At 44.4% G+C, this 13,685-nt stretch carries 16 protein-coding genes; 2 read left to right on the forward strand and 14 right to left on the reverse strand.

Annotation, left to right across the window (positions count from 1 at the left end; translation table 11 throughout):
- Nucleotides 1-95: 95 nt before the first annotated feature.
- The 3 genes from JOD21_RS09725 to JOD21_RS09735 all read right to left on the reverse strand — a co-directional run bounded on the left by JOD21_RS09725 (nt 96) and on the right by JOD21_RS09735 (nt 2,467).
- Nucleotides 96-725 carry a YczE/YyaS/YitT family protein gene (locus tag JOD21_RS09725; protein WP_041121478.1) on the reverse strand — a complete coding sequence of 210 codons (630 nt, stop codon included), beginning with the start codon at nt 723-725 and terminating at the stop codon, nt 96-98.
- A gap of 82 nt (nt 726-807) precedes the next feature.
- Nucleotides 808-1,935, reverse strand: coding sequence for a hypothetical protein (locus tag JOD21_RS09730; RefSeq protein ID WP_204729434.1), 1,128 nt, complete (start codon nt 1,933-1,935; stop codon nt 808-810).
- Complete coding sequence (locus tag JOD21_RS09735) at nt 1,928-2,467, reverse strand: sigma-70 family RNA polymerase sigma factor (RefSeq protein ID WP_204729435.1); 540 nt, start codon at nt 2,465-2,467, stop codon at nt 1,928-1,930. Before JOD21_RS09735 ends, JOD21_RS09730 begins: the two co-directional genes overlap by 8 nt.
- A gap of 212 nt (nt 2,468-2,679) precedes the next feature.
- Between JOD21_RS09735 and mbcS the strand changes: the two genes are divergently transcribed.
- Nucleotides 2,680-4,260, forward strand: a complete 1,581-nt coding sequence (gene mbcS / locus JOD21_RS09740) for an acyl-CoA synthetase MbcS (RefSeq protein ID WP_204729436.1) — start codon at nt 2,680-2,682, stop codon at nt 4,258-4,260.
- A 114-nt stretch (nt 4,261-4,374) separates the two neighbouring features.
- Here mbcS and JOD21_RS09745 read toward each other — a convergent pair whose 3' ends face one another.
- The 4 genes from JOD21_RS09745 to JOD21_RS09760 all read right to left on the reverse strand — a co-directional run bounded on the left by JOD21_RS09745 (nt 4,375) and on the right by JOD21_RS09760 (nt 7,569).
- Entirely contained in the window at nt 4,375-4,872 is a 498-nt protein-coding gene (locus tag JOD21_RS09745) for a FixH family protein (RefSeq protein ID WP_204729437.1), read from the reverse strand.
- A gap of 95 nt (nt 4,873-4,967) precedes the next feature.
- Nucleotides 4,968-5,522: an SCO family protein gene (locus tag JOD21_RS09750; protein ID WP_204729438.1), complete on the reverse strand. Its 555-nt coding sequence runs from the start codon at nt 5,520-5,522 to the stop codon at nt 4,968-4,970.
- Entirely contained in the window at nt 5,519-6,895 is a 1,377-nt protein-coding gene (locus JOD21_RS09755) for an ATP-binding protein (RefSeq protein WP_204729439.1), read from the reverse strand. The genes JOD21_RS09750 and JOD21_RS09755 overlap by 4 nt, the downstream gene beginning before the upstream one ends.
- Nucleotides 6,892-7,569 (reverse strand): response regulator transcription factor, encoded by a 678-nt coding sequence (locus tag JOD21_RS09760; protein WP_204729440.1) that lies wholly within the window; start codon nt 7,567-7,569, stop codon nt 6,892-6,894. Before JOD21_RS09760 ends, JOD21_RS09755 begins: the two co-directional genes overlap by 4 nt.
- 96 nt (nt 7,570-7,665) lie before the next feature.
- On the opposite strand from JOD21_RS09760, the gene JOD21_RS19460 reads away from it, so the two are divergent.
- Nucleotides 7,666-7,791, forward strand: coding sequence for a hypothetical protein (locus tag JOD21_RS19460; RefSeq protein WP_275579589.1), 126 nt, complete (start codon nt 7,666-7,668; stop codon nt 7,789-7,791).
- 77 nt (nt 7,792-7,868) lie between these two features.
- Here the strand turns inward: JOD21_RS19460 and JOD21_RS09765 are convergent, their stop codons facing one another.
- The 7 genes from JOD21_RS09765 to JOD21_RS09795 form a co-directional block, all read right to left on the reverse strand.
- Entirely contained in the window at nt 7,869-8,702 is an 834-nt protein-coding gene (locus JOD21_RS09765; protein WP_204729441.1) for an SDR family oxidoreductase, read from the reverse strand.
- Nucleotides 8,703-8,795: 93 nt separating this feature from the next.
- Entirely contained in the window at nt 8,796-9,734 is a 939-nt protein-coding gene (locus JOD21_RS09770) for a siderophore ABC transporter substrate-binding protein (RefSeq protein ID WP_204729442.1), read from the reverse strand.
- Nucleotides 9,735-9,750: 16 nt separating this feature from the next.
- Entirely contained in the window at nt 9,751-10,509 is a 759-nt protein-coding gene (locus tag JOD21_RS09775; RefSeq protein WP_204729443.1) for an iron ABC transporter ATP-binding protein, read from the reverse strand.
- Entirely contained in the window at nt 10,510-11,454 is a 945-nt protein-coding gene (locus JOD21_RS09780) for an iron chelate uptake ABC transporter family permease subunit (protein ID WP_204729444.1), read from the reverse strand.
- Entirely contained in the window at nt 11,444-12,397 is a 954-nt protein-coding gene (locus JOD21_RS09785; RefSeq protein WP_204729445.1) for an ABC transporter permease, read from the reverse strand. Before JOD21_RS09785 ends, JOD21_RS09780 begins: the two co-directional genes overlap by 11 nt.
- A gap of 152 nt (nt 12,398-12,549) precedes the next feature.
- Nucleotides 12,550-12,990, reverse strand: a complete 441-nt coding sequence (locus JOD21_RS09790) for a MarR family winged helix-turn-helix transcriptional regulator (protein ID WP_204729446.1) — start codon at nt 12,988-12,990, stop codon at nt 12,550-12,552.
- A gap of 134 nt (nt 12,991-13,124) precedes the next feature.
- Nucleotides 13,125-13,640 (reverse strand): divergent PAP2 family protein, encoded by a 516-nt coding sequence (locus tag JOD21_RS09795; RefSeq protein ID WP_204729447.1) that lies wholly within the window; start codon nt 13,638-13,640, stop codon nt 13,125-13,127.
- Between the last annotated feature and the right edge of the window lie 45 nt (nt 13,641-13,685).

Consider the following 13,685-nt stretch of genomic DNA (forward strand, 5'->3'; position numbering starts at 1 on the left):
GACAGGTGGGACAGGCGAAGCCTGATCACCGCCCGGCCGCGGAAAGCTTCCGCCTGAAGCGTAAATCATCAGCCAACTTATTGAGAGACTACTTTTTAAAGCACAACCTCTGTTTCATTCGTCAGTCGCTTCCGTGTATTCGTAACCGGAGTAATGAACAGCTGAATCAGCGTGCCGATTCCAAATGCCACAATCACCGTTCCAAGCCCGATCGGTCCTCCGAATAGAAATGCGATCACAAGTACACTTACTTCCATCACAGTTTTTGAGAATGCAAGACTCTTACCTGTGCGCGTCTGAATTGCAATCATCAGACTGTCAATTGGATTTCTCGCAAAGTTTGCCTGCAGATAGAATGTGATACCGACTGCAATAATAATAACCCCTGCAGCAAGCATCATCGCTCTTACTGGCATTGCGAGCGACTCAATTCCGGCAAAAGCTACAAGCAGCCAGAAATCCATAAACACACCGATGAGAAAAATCGTAATAATGGCCAGGAAATCCGGCATTTTCTTCATTAAATATCCATTTAACAGAATCAAAATGATTCCGAGTATAAACACCCATGTCCCAACCGTAAAACCGATTGTTTCTGATAAACCTACATATAAAGCATCCCATGGTCCAACGCCAAGATCTGCAACGATCATCATACTGATTCCAAATGACAGCAGCAGTAATCCAAGCAGATAAAACATTCCTATAATTAAACCTTTTTTCAAGATGGCACCTCTTCTTTTTAAGATCTACCAGAATATCTTAACATGCAGAAGAGGTCCGTACCACCAAAATAATGATGATTGATTACACTTCCTGAATAGATGTGATTTTCCACACATTGTTTTCAAGCTTAAAAAATATCTTAAGCATCGTCTCTCCATCACGATTTACCGCTGCGACATAGCTCTCAGTATCAGAAAGGTATACTTCAATTAATTGTCCTGTTAAATGTTCATACATAGGGCCATTGGTTAAGGCAATTGACAATTCTTCATATCCGGTATACTGTCCATAATCTGCTTCATCACTGAATAGAATTCCTCTTCTTTCATTGTATATCGAATTAAATACCTGAATGATGTTCACAGGAGAAAGATCTCTTAACTCCCGGTCATCGGGGTTTTCAGAGATGCTCAGAATTATCTGATTGATATCTTCATAATCGTAGCCGTTAAATGGTATTGCATTTCCGGTAAACAAATTCTCATTCACAGAGTCAGGATCAAATTGAGTATATGGTGGTCCGAAGTCCGGTTCTAATATGGCTCCGCTTTCCGGACTGCCATCAGTCGGGTCAAATCCAATTGATAATGTGTGGGTGAGGAGTGCCACTTCCTTGCTGTTTTGAGGCTCTATGCCATATATTTTCTGGTAGGTCGTTACATAACCGCGAAGCTGAATTTTACTTGAATTCAGCTGAACCGGAAAGGTATCCTGTGCTATATTTCTCGGTTCAAAAACAGGTTGGAAGCTGTTTTCCGGAAATGACATTTCACCTGTCAGCTTAATTTCTTTCTCAAAGTGAATATATGAGCCTCCCTTATTATTTTCAGGTGCAACGATATAGGTGGCTACCCAGCCATTAAGTGCATCTCCCACTTGAATGGTCCTTAAGTCAATTTCTTCAGTCTGCTCAGTCGTTTCTTCTGTCTCCTCAACAACATCCTCAGTCTCAGTCTCGACTGTTTCCTCAATTTCCTCCTGCTCCTCCGGCTGATCAAGCGGCACACTATCCTGCTCCTCCACCCCTGTCAGCTGAACGACCAAAAACAGAGCTGCCGCGGCTGCAATACCTGACAAACTGATCGGCAGCCACTTATTCGGACGTTTTTTCTTTTTATTGATCTTCTCCCATACAGCATTTCTGTCTTCACTTGAAAATTCCGAATGAACAGGCCAGTTGATACGTTCCGGAAGCTTTTCCTTACTCATGACCAGTCCCCCTTCTTTCCTGATATACATAGGATGTTTTCAACTTCTCACTTCCGCGTCTGATACGCGTTTTGACTGTGGACAGCGGCAGGTTTAATACATCTGCGATTTCCTGATAGGTCAGTTCCTGTTCAAAATGTAAAAGAAGCAGCTCACGATATTTCACAGGCATCGCCATCATAAGTGATAACACCTGCTCTTTCTCTTCACGGAGCACTGCCTGATCTTCAAGTGTAAGCCGCTCTGCTTTTTCACTTTCAAAGGAATGTTCAAATAGATTTACTTTCCGGTGATTCCAGCTTTTTAAGTGATCTTTTGCTTTATTCGCTGCAATTTTATAGATCCAGGTTTTCATTGAAGCTCTTCCCTCGAACGTCTCCCATTTTTCATAGACAGTCACAAACACATCCTGAGAAAGGTCACCTGCTGTTTCCCAATTTTTCACGTATGTATATATAAAACGTTTAATCGCTGTACCGTATTCATTCATGACAGCTTCGAGCCCTTCACGTTTCCCTGCAGAAGATTGCATTCACTCACTTCCTCTTTCAGATTGTTACTATATAGACGACGGATATTTTATCATCGATTCATTATTTTTACAGCACGCTATTTGTTTGAAAATTCCCAAAACATTCTTGACGGATCTTTTTGTAAACGTTTACAATAATCAGAGTAAGCATGGGCGCTGAGCGAGCGTTCAATCGACATTTACAACATAGAATATCGAACGGGGGAATGGGTATGAATGCTGAAAACTTAATTGCACCTGAACAGTATAATATTGCAAAAGAACTGGACCAGTTTGCATCGGATGATCAGAGAATTGCGATCAGATGGCTTGATGACAAACAGAACAGACGTGACGTTTCCTATAAAGAGCTTGTTGAACGGACGAATCAGTTCGCACTGGCTTTGAAGAGTAAAGGAATCTCTAAAGGCGATAAAGTACTGATTATCCTGCCGAGGATTCCGGAAGCTTATATGAGCTATCTTGCCTGTCTGAAAGCCGGTATTATAGCGATTCCATGTTCTGAAATGCTGCGCAAAAAAGACCTTGCCTACCGGATGAAGCATGCAGATGCAAAAGGGGTCATTGCATTTCACGAGACTACAGCTGAAGTTAACGCCATTGATGAAAAGCTGCAGGCATTACATAACAAACTGATTGTCGGCGGAACTGAAGAAGGCTGGGATTCACTTGAATCACTTGCCAATCAGCAGTCTGCTGAATACGACGGAGAACCGACTTCCCGTCATGATACAGCTTTTCTTCCTTATACATCAGGAACAACAGGCAATCCTAAAGGCGTCATTCATACACACGCCTGGGGTTATGCACACGTCAGAACCGCTGCAAAAGAGTGGCTTGGCGTTCAGGAAGGTGACCTCGTATGGGCAACAGCAGCACCCGGCTGGCAGAAGTGGATCTGGAGTCCATTCCTTTCAACGATTACACTCGGCGCGACCGCATTTGTCTATCACGGCGGCTTTAACGCTGAAACCTATATGGAATATCTTGAAAAAGAAAAAATCAATGTACTTTGCTGCACACCGACAGAATACCGTCTGATGGCAAAGCTTGAGAATTTATCATCTTACTCCCTGCCAGAACTGCGCAGTGCAGTCTCAGCAGGTGAACCGCTGAATCGTCCGGTCATTGAAGCATTCAAAAATGCCTTTAGTGTGATCGTACGCGACGGATATGGTCAGACAGAGAATACACTCCTGGTCGGCACGCTTCAGGGAATGGAAGTAAAACCTGGTTCTATGGGTAAACCCACGCCTGGTAACAATGTAGAAATTATTGATGAGCACGGCCAGCCTGCTAAGACAGGTGAAGTCGGGGATATTGCCGTTCATAAAGACTGCCCTGCCCTCTTTACTGAATACTACAATGATCATGAACGCACGCAGGCGGCTTACAGAGGTGACTGGTATTTAACAGGTGATCAGGCCACGCGTGATGAAGATGGCTACTTCTGGTTTGAAGGACGCAGCGATGATATTATCATCAGCTCAGGGTACACGATCGGACCATTTGAAGTAGAAGATGCATTGCTGAAGCATCCTGCTGTCCGTGAATGTGCTGTTGTGGCTGCGCCTGATGAGATCCGCGGCAGTATCGTAAAAGCTTACGTTGTGCTGCGCGATGACAATGCAACAGGCGACGACTCCCTTGTAAAAGAACTGCAGAATCACACGAAGGAAATGACAGCTCCTTATAAGTATCCAAGACAGATTGAATTTATCAGTGAGCTCCCTAAAACCACTTCAGGTAAAATTCGCCGGATTGAGTTGAGACAGAAAGAACAGCAGAAATAAGAAAAAATCCTGGGACAGATTGTCTCAGGATTTTTTTAATCGTTTCGCTGCGCTTAGATTCTATTATTAAAAATTCGTTTCCTTCATCTAACAAAATCCTTTTGCTCCAGCTTTTTAATGCTCGTCGTGTCCTTCTTCATCTTCACTCTGCTCATCTTCTCCATGACCGCCCATGTGACTGCTTTCCTGATTGCCGGCATTTTCTTCAGCCGCAGCAATCTGCTCATCTGTCGGCTCGCCTACATGAAACTGTGTTTTTGGCATCACATGCATATCGCGCGCAGTTGTGTGTGCCTGAACTGTATAGACGCTTTCTTCAAACGTATATGGAATCTCATAGACGCCGTTCTCAGTGTGTGACGCTTCTACGCGTTCACTTTCCGTACCTGCAGCATCATTCCAGATCTCAAACAGTACTTCGTTCGCATCCTCAACGGCTTCCCCGCCCTGTGTGACTTCCGCCTGCAGCACTGTCTCTTCACCCGGAACTGCATCTTCTGGAACCATGATCTCCACTTCCACCATTTCAGGCAATTCATTCGCAGCTTCTTCCTCCTGAGAACAGGCAGCAAGCAGCATCACTGCCATTAATCCGATCATCCATTTCTTCATAGTCAGTTTCTCCTTTTCAACAACAATACACTCAGTATAGCCGGTCAATGTGAAATGAACGTGAAGTCCTTTTAACATTCACATTTTATTCAAACTTACTGCAGTTGTTTCACATCATCAACAATCTTTCCGACTGTATTTTCTTCTGTAAAATTATACTCGCTGAAAATTCTGCCTTCCTGGTCAATCACATAAAATGTCACACCATGAAGCACCTGATCAGCGTCATCCGGCTTATTCACAAGTGATTGAAATTCTTCTCTCGCAAACTCCTCGATTTCCTGCTGGCTGTACCCGGTCAGCATGTGCCAGTTGCTGTCATCTTCTGTGAATTGACCGAGAAACTCAGCCAGCTTCTCAGGCGTATCCACTTCAGGATCTACGCTGAATGATACAATTTCCGCTTCAAGTCCTTCTTCTTTCAGTGATGCCTGAATATCAGCCATTTTAAATGTCATTGGCGGGCAGACGGTATCGCAGTTTGTAAAAATAAAGTCCGCAATCCATACCTTTCCCTCAAGCTCAGTGCTACTGAAAGCTTCACCGTGCTGGTCTGTATATTCAAAGCTGCTGACTGGCGGAGTATCCGGTTCGCTGCTGCAAGCTGTAAGCAGCATTGTAAATATGATCATCATCATCCACTTCTTCATTCTGACTGTCCTTCTTTCGGAATTGTAATATGAATCTCGAACGCTTCTGACTCAGTGTCTATCATGAATGTTCCATCCATCAGCCGGACTAACTCTTTCACAATTGCAAGACCAAGCCCTGTCCCGCCCGACTGACGGTTCCGGTCGCGGTCAGCTCTGTAAAAGCGCTCACCCAGCCGTTTTTTATCAGCTGCAGTAATGGTTGAATCATTTACCATCATCAGCTTCATCTGATGCTGGTCCTCATTTAGAAGAATCATTACATCCGATGCTGGCGGTGCATACTTTACTGCATTTTCAATCAGATTATAAAAGATCTGCTGCAGCCTTTTTGCATCCTGCACCACAATCAACTCTTCATCAGCTTCAAGCTGAAATGTTAATGATTTTTCTTTTATAGATAGTGAAAAGGTCTGGACAGTTTCATAAAGCAGATCTGCAACTGCAAGCGGGTGTCTGTCAAATTCAGCATAGCCTTCCTGCAGGCGATTCAGCTCTGTCAGATCTGACAACAGCGTATTCATCCGCTGCACTTCACTTTCAATCACTGAAAGAATCAGCTCTTTGTCCTCGTCACTCTTTTTCAGACGCTCTGTATAACTCTGAATATAAGTGAGCGGCGTTCTGACTTCATGCATGATATCAGCGAGAAACTCCTGCTGTCTTTCTCCCTGATACTGCAGCGCCTCGCTCATTCTGTTAAGCGCAGCAGATACCTGCCCGATCTCGTCCATCTGCTTCACTTCAAGCCTGTTCTCATATTCGCCGGCTGACACTTTTTTTGAAAAGGATTCAATCGAAGCTAGCGGTCTGAATAACGACTGTCTGATTCTGCTGACAAACAGGCTGAGCACAATAAAAAACAAAATGCCTGCACCAATTAAGAGAGGAATGCTGCTGCCAAACACTTGCGCAAGCCCTTCAAGCGGCACGAATATATAGACATAGCCTGCAGTCGATGTGCCATCTGTGATCGGATAGACACCGCCAATCACTTCCCGGCCATAATGATCCACAAACCCTTCCTTGATCATTGACTGCCCGTCTAACAATGCCGCGCGATCTGATTCCTCCACCAGCATCTCCCCGTCTATTTCATACGGAAACAGCCGATTCAGTTCGTCCAGGTCGTCTGCGACAAGCACTTCATATTCAGATACCACGTTATACCAGTGGATTTTTTCAATAATCTCTTCAGTCAGTTCACCTGAATGATAATGTGCAGCCGTACGCTGCCCCTGCGATTCCACTGATTCCCTCACCGTTGTCAAATAAAGGTCTCTATAAGTAAAGTGCAGAAAAATAAATGCCGCAAGCAGTGTCACGCCAATACTTCCAACAAGTAGAAAAAGAATCTTCCGGCTGAACGTCACGATGATGCCTCCAGCCTGTATCCGACACCGCGCACCGTTTTTATCCGGTCACTCTCTTCCGGCAGCTTCATCCGGAGGGTCTTCATATGCGTATCCACCGTGCGCTCAGAACCGGGATAATCCGGCCCCCATACGAGCTCCATAATCCTCGATCTCGTCACCGTATGCCCCTCATGTTTTACAAGCAGTGCAAGCATTTCGAATTCCTTCTTCGTTAAAGGCACAAGCCTGCCCTCAGACTTTGCCTCCATATATTCAAGGTCAAGTGACAGTTTCCCTGAACTGATCACCTGTGAAGGCTGCCGTAATCCTGCACGCCTGATCACCGTTTCAATCCGCGCAATCAGCTCTCCTGAATGAAACGGCTTTACCATATAATCATCCGCTCCAAGGCGCAATCCCTTTACCTTATCTAGCTCTTCGCCTCTTGCAGAGAGAAAAATAAAAGGAATATCTGAACGCTTCCTGATCTCCTCAAGCAGTTCAAAACCGTCCATAAACGGCATCATAATATCCACAACCAGCACATCCGGCTGAGCTCGCTCAAAAAGCTGCAGCGCCTCCACTCCGTTTGCAGCTTCTGATACCTGATACTGTTCTTCTTTTAAAAAAGAGGCAATCAGCTCTCTCATTGGCTGTTCGTCCTCCACCACCAGCACTTTATAGCCTGACATCTATTGATTCACCTGCTTTTAATGAAATGATACCGCTATTGTATCAGTTTTGTGTGAAGTTTGAGTGAAGTTGGGGTTTTGGGGCAGGCTGGTGTGATGGTTCAGGAGATTAACGGGTGCGTTCCTGAAATTACTCAGGTGGTCCCTGAGATTACACGGGGTATTCAGAAGAAAATCAGACATGTTCAGGAGATTTCCACTGCGGTTCAGGAAAAAGTGTAATTTGACCTACCCTCTCTCACCACTCCGCTCTCAATTCATCAAAAACCCCGCCTGCATCATACAGACGGGGTAATCTTTTATATACCGACCCGCTCTTCACTCCAGCCCCAGAGTTCTTCAGCAAGCCATTCATTTGCGGCATCTTCAGATACATCAATTTCTTCCATTTGATAAAAGTATTTACCCGTTACATCCTTTAATTCAGGTGCTGTTGCGAGATAAACAGTTGTCGCAGCACCTTCTTCAGCGGATTGGAAAAATGGTTTCAGGATTTTATGGACACTTTTACCGAATTCCGTTTTACGATCTATCCCTAGATTAGTGGAGACTGCACCTGGATGGACGGCGTTCGCTGTTACGTTAGTGCCTTCCAGACGCTTTGCAAGTGCTTTTGTGAAAAGGATATTAGCGAGCTTTGACCGGCCGTACGCTTTTGCTACGTTATATCCTTTTTCAAAGTGCGGATCATCGAAATCAATTTTGCCCCATTTATGCGCTCCGGAGCTTACTGTGACAACTCTCCCCTGATCTGACGCTTTCAGCTCTTCTAACAGCAGATTTGTCAGCAGGAAGTGCCCGAGATGATTTACACCGAGGTGTGATTCAAAACGGTCATCTGTCAGCCGGCGTTTCACGGACACGACACCTGCATTATTGACCAGCACATCAAGCTTTGAAAACTTACTCTTAAATTCTTCCGCAAAATTCCGGATGCTTTCTAAGGAACCGAGGTCACACTGCATGAGCGTCAGTTCTTCAGATCGTGTCTGTTCTTTTGCAGAGATCCATGCCACTTTTCCGCGACGTGTATTTCTGCACATCATGACAACGTGATAGCCCTGTTTTACAAGTTCAATGGTGGTGGTCAGTCCCATACCTGAGTTTGCGCCTGTAACTAATGCTGTTTTCATATGTACGCACTCCTTTTGATGTGAAAGATTTTGTCTATTATAACAGATCAGCTGAAAAAAACTCCCCTGCAGGGCGCAGAGGAGCAATGAAACTTATTGAATACCTTCATGGATTTCGTTAACCATTTCCTGCACAGAAACCAGTCCCCCGCCTGAGAGGTACCAGTAGTCAGGGTCCAGGTAGATGATATTCCCATTTTCATACGCCTGCGTACCTGCGATGAATTCATTTTCAACGACCTGTTTTGCTGAAGATTCACCGCCTACTGCTGCGCCCCGGTCCACGACAAAGATATACTGCGGGTCTTCTTCTACAATATATTCGTAGGAGATGCTTTGACCGTGTGTTGAGACTTCAATTGTTTCGTCTGCCGGTGTAAAGCCGAATACGTCATGGATGATACCAAAACGTGATCCTGCACCATATGCACTGATTTTCCCATCGTTAGCAAGTGTCACCAGTGCTTCCAAGTCCTGAGAAGTTACTTCTTTATTCAACTCATCAATCGAAGCATTGATTGTTTCAAGCTGTTCAGCTGCCTCTTCTTCTTTTTCAAAAAGCTCAGCAAGCGTTGTTACGTTCTGTTCAAATGACTCCATATAGTTTTGTGTATCAACACCCATATGAATCGTTGGAGCGATTGCTTCGAATTCTTCGTAAAGGTCTGCCTGGCGTCCTGAAATGATGATCAGGTCAGGGTCCATTGCATTAATCGCTTCAAAGTCAGGCTCTTTTAATCCACCCGCATTCTCATAATTCTCCCCTTCATACTTGGACAGGTAAGAAGGAATATTCATCTGTGGGACTCCCGCTACTTCCACGCCAAGCGCATCCAGTGTATCAAGTGTACCGAAGTCGAATACTACGACTGATTCCGGATTCTTTTCGAGCGTCGTTTCACCAAGTTCGTGTGTGATCGTCATTTCTTCTTTTTCTGCCGCTGATCCTGTCGTTGTCTCAGCACTTTCTTCTGATCCGCATGCGCCAAGTGTAAGGGCACCTGCGATGACTGGGAACAATAATTTCTTCATATCTGATCCATCCTTTTTAAGCGTAGTACACGCAGATTTTATTTTCATTTATGTCTTCAATATTAATATCCATATCGTAAATTTCTTTTAATACGCATGGTTTAATGATGTCATGCACTGTGCCTTCACGGACAACACGGCCATTTTTCATGGCAATGATATTGTCTGAGTAGCATGAGGCAAAGTTAATGTCATGAATCACGATGACGACTGTTTTTCCAAGCTCATCCACCAGACGGCGCAGCACCTTCATCATTTGAACAGCGTGCTTCATATCAAGGTTATTCAGCGGTTCATCAAGCAGGATATATTCGGTATCCTGTGCGATCACCATCGCGAGAAATGCGCGCTGTTTTTGACCGCCGCTTAATTCATCCAGGTAGGAATCCTCAAGATCTGCAAGCTGCATATAGGAGATGGCTTCATCTACATAGCGCTCGTCTTCAGCTGTCAGCTTCCCCTGCGAATAAGGGAAGCGTCCGAATGAAACGAGTTCTCTGACTGTCAGCTTCAGCGTCATATGATTCGCCTGCTTCAGAATGGAAATCTTTTTGGCAAGCTCATTACCACGGCATTTTGCTATATCAAGCTCGTCTATTTTGACCTCCCCTTCATCAGATGTGATCAGTCTGCTGACGATCGATAGTAATGTACTTTTACCTGCACCGTTCGGCCCGATCAAAGATGTGATTTTTCCTTTTTCAATCCGAATCGATACATCCTGCACGACTTTCTTTTTGCCGAAAAATTTCACAACGTTACTGGCTGAAACCATTTACGATCGCTCCCTTAATAGTAAGTATAAGAAGTACACGCCGCCGATGAAGTTGACGATCACACTTAATGTCGTTGTAAAGCTGAACACTCTTTCTACTAGCAGCTGGCCGCCGACAACAGCGATGATTCCGATCAACGCGGAGGCTGCCATCAGATAGGTATGACGGTATGTTTTCATCACTTCATATGTGACGTTTGCTACAAGCAGGCCGAGGAAAAGAATCGGTCCGACAAGTGCAGTTGAAATCGCAACAAATACAGCGGTCACAAGAAACAGCTTCCTGACGACCCGTTCGTAATCCACACCAAGGTTTACAGCCTGATCACGGCCGAGAGACAGCACATCAAGGTACTTCAGATCTTTCCACACCCAGATAACTGTCAGTGCGATACAGGCGAGTGCGACCCAGACGAGATCTGAGCTGACATTGTTAAAGCTTGCAAACATTCTGTCCTGGATCATCAGGAATTCGTTCGGATCAATTAATACCTGCATAAAAGTTGAAATGCTCGAGAAAAATGTACCGAATATTAAGCCGAGCAGCAGAAGGAAGAACAGGTTCGCACCTTCTTTTCTAAACAGCAGTTTATACAGCAGCAACGCAAAAACCATCATGAGTACAACAGAAACGACAAAGTTCAAATTACGGTTCATGATCAGAGCACTGCCCGAGCCGACAATAAAAATCAGCGCTGTCTGAAGCAGCATGTAAAGAGAATCCATTCCCATGATGCTTGGTGTGAGGATTCTATTATTGGTCATCGTCTGAAAAATAATGGTTGAAATACCGATTGTGCTGGCTGTAATGACCATAGCGAGCACCTTCATCCCACGGCGCGGAAGTATGTAATCCCAATTTCCACCTGATGCAATCGTCATATAGATCGCAATTAATGCGACAGCGCAGATACCAAGTACAGTTAATATCACCTTATGCTTCACGTGATCGCCTCCTGATCAGCAGCCACGCAAAGATTCCGCTTCCAAGTACACCAACGGTTAAGTTAATCGGCAGCTCATATGGATAAATAATCATCCGTCCGAGAATGTCACATACCAGAACAAATAAAGCACCCAGCATCGCTGTATGAGGAAGATTCTTTTTCAGGTTGTCTCCCTGATAAATGCTGACGATATTCGGTACAATAAGTCCAAGAAACGGGATCATCCCGACAGTCAGCAGAACAGATGATGTTACAAATGCGACGAGTACAAGACCTGTGTTGACAACTGTTCTATACTTCAAACCAAGACTGACTGCAAAATCCTCACCCATGCCTGCGATCGTGAACTTGTTGGCAAATATGTATGCTGCAATCATGAACGGAATACTCAAAAACATCAGTTCATAGCGGCCGGTCACGATCAGAGAGAAATCCCCCTGCATCCAGGCAGACATGTTCTGGATGAGATCACGCTCATAGGCAAAAAATGTTGTAATTGAGCTGATAATGTTTCCAAACATTAATCCGACAAGCGGCACAAAAATCACATCTTTGAATTTAATCCGGTCTAAAATTTTCATAAAGATAAATGTTCCGAGTAAAGCAAATAGAAAGGCAACACTCATTTTTACAAGTGGAGAAGCACTCGTGAAGAGCATAAGTGAAACCAAAACTCCAAGTCTTGCAGAGTCCATCGTTCCTGCTGTGGTTGGCGAGACAAACTTATTTCGCGAGAGCTGCTGCATGATCAGCCCACACACACTCATCCCCGCTCCCGCAAGCAAAATACTCATTAATCGCGGCAGGCGGCTGTTCCATAAAACGTGAAGCTGTTCCTCTGACAAATCCAATAGATCCATCGGTGAAATAGATGACACACCGACAAACAGAGATCCCACAGCGAAAAGAACGAGTGCACTGGCCAGATATCGTTTTTTCATAATTGGAACCCGACTTTCTTTTAAGTGAAAATGATAATTATTCTCACTGTATTCTAAAAAAAAGAGAAGCTTCTTCTCTCCGTCAAACACTTGTTTCGACAACTAACATGCTTAAAAATACTTGTCGCAACAAGTGTTTGACGCAAAAAAGATTATTCAAAATTACCTCTAATTTTATCGAGGGCATCTAACGTCAATGCCAATTCTTCTTCTGATAGGTCTTTTGAAGCCTGGGCGATGGTTTTCTGCGCAAGGTGTTCAAGGTCGTTTCTGATTCGCTTTGCTTCATCAGTGAGCAAAATCTTATTTACGCGGCGATCCTTCTGATCAACTTCTCTTTTGACATATCCGCGCTTGATCAGGTTATCAATCAGTCTCGATACACTGGCTTGATCTCTTTCATTTTGTACAGCGAGGTCATTTTGAGTTTGAGCGTCGCGTTCATACAGCCGGCTCAGGATTTGCCACTGTTCATACGAAAGATTAAAACCATTTTCTTTAAAGTTGCGATTTAACCGGCTGTTCATCAGCCTTGACGCATGGAAAAGCTTATAGCCCAGAGAATCATTCAGGAAATACTGCTTATCATTCATGTGATCCATCCTTTTGTCTTCCCATAACTGATAGTAATTGAAAATCGTTCTCAGTGCAAGAGGGAAAATGAAATTTATTCAAAATTTAAGAGGCTGAGATTGACTCAGCCCCTGTAGCTGTTTACATTTCCTTTTCATTCACCATTCTTAAAATCTCTGGCAATCAGCGGTTGCGGCTGTTCTTTATCGAGTTTACGGTCTTCAAGTTTTGCTGACGCGACACCATAAAGAATGCCAAAAATACCTCCTGCCAGCACTTCAAGCGGCTGGTGGCCCAGCAATTCTTTTAACTCTTTATCACGTTTTTCAAACTGCAGGCTCGGATAATCATCTGAAATGATTTCAAAATGATCCTCAAGGTCGTTTACCAGACGGGCGATTTCCCCTGTATGTCTGCGGACACCCTGAGCGTCATACATCACAATTGAACCGAATACAATGGCAAGTGCCGTTTCAATATGGCGTGTTCCTCTGTTTGCAGCAACATAAGCTGCAAGCGATGCAACGCCCGCTGAGTGGGAACTCGGCATACCGCCTGTCTGGACAAGCGGCTTCAATTCCCACTTTCCAGTCAGTTTTTTATGTGTCACAATTTTTAATGCCTGGGCAATCCCAATGGCAGATAATGAAGTCAAAACGCCTCTATTCACTTAAATCTCCTCCTGTTGGGTATGTATATTCTGTTAGTAACCATA

Origin of the sequence: Jeotgalibacillus terrae, from assembly GCF_016908195.1 — a bacterium.
Classification (GTDB): Bacteria; Bacillota; Bacilli; order Bacillales; family Jeotgalibacillaceae; genus Jeotgalibacillus; species Jeotgalibacillus terrae.

Excerpts from the sequence above, each read along its gene's own strand:
- JOD21_RS09775 (WP_204729443.1), bottom strand. The coding sequence starts at position 10,509 with ATGGTTTCAGCCAGTAACGTTGTGAAATTTTTCGGCAAAAAGAAAGTC.
- JOD21_RS09745 (WP_204729437.1), bottom strand. The coding sequence starts at position 4,872 with ATGAAGAAATGGATGATCGGATTAATGGCAGTGATGCTGCTTGCTGCC.
- JOD21_RS09770 (WP_204729442.1), bottom strand. The coding sequence starts at position 9,734 with ATGAAGAAATTATTGTTCCCAGTCATCGCAGGTGCCCTTACACTTGGC.
- JOD21_RS09735 (WP_204729435.1), bottom strand. The coding sequence starts at position 2,467 with ATGCAATCTTCTGCAGGGAAACGTGAAGGGCTCGAAGCTGTCATGAAT.
- JOD21_RS09760 (WP_204729440.1), bottom strand. The coding sequence starts at position 7,569 with ATGTCAGGCTATAAAGTGCTGGTGGTGGAGGACGAACAGCCAATGAGA.
- JOD21_RS09730 (WP_204729434.1), bottom strand. The coding sequence starts at position 1,935 with ATGAGTAAGGAAAAGCTTCCGGAACGTATCAACTGGCCTGTTCATTCG.
- JOD21_RS09785 (WP_204729445.1), bottom strand. The coding sequence starts at position 12,397 with ATGAAAAAACGATATCTGGCCAGTGCACTCGTTCTTTTCGCTGTGGGA.
- mbcS (WP_204729436.1), top strand. The coding sequence starts at position 2,680 with ATGAATGCTGAAAACTTAATTGCACCTGAACAGTATAATATTGCAAAA.
- JOD21_RS09765 (WP_204729441.1), bottom strand. The coding sequence starts at position 8,702 with ATGAAAACAGCATTAGTTACAGGCGCAAACTCAGGTATGGGACTGACC.
- JOD21_RS09790 (WP_204729446.1), bottom strand. The coding sequence starts at position 12,990 with ATGAATGATAAGCAGTATTTCCTGAATGATTCTCTGGGCTATAAGCTT.
- JOD21_RS19460 (WP_275579589.1), top strand. The coding sequence starts at position 7,666 with ATGGTTCAGGAGATTAACGGGTGCGTTCCTGAAATTACTCAGGTGGTC.
- JOD21_RS09750 (WP_204729438.1), bottom strand. The coding sequence starts at position 5,522 with ATGAAGAAGTGGATGATGATGATCATATTTACAATGCTGCTTACAGCT.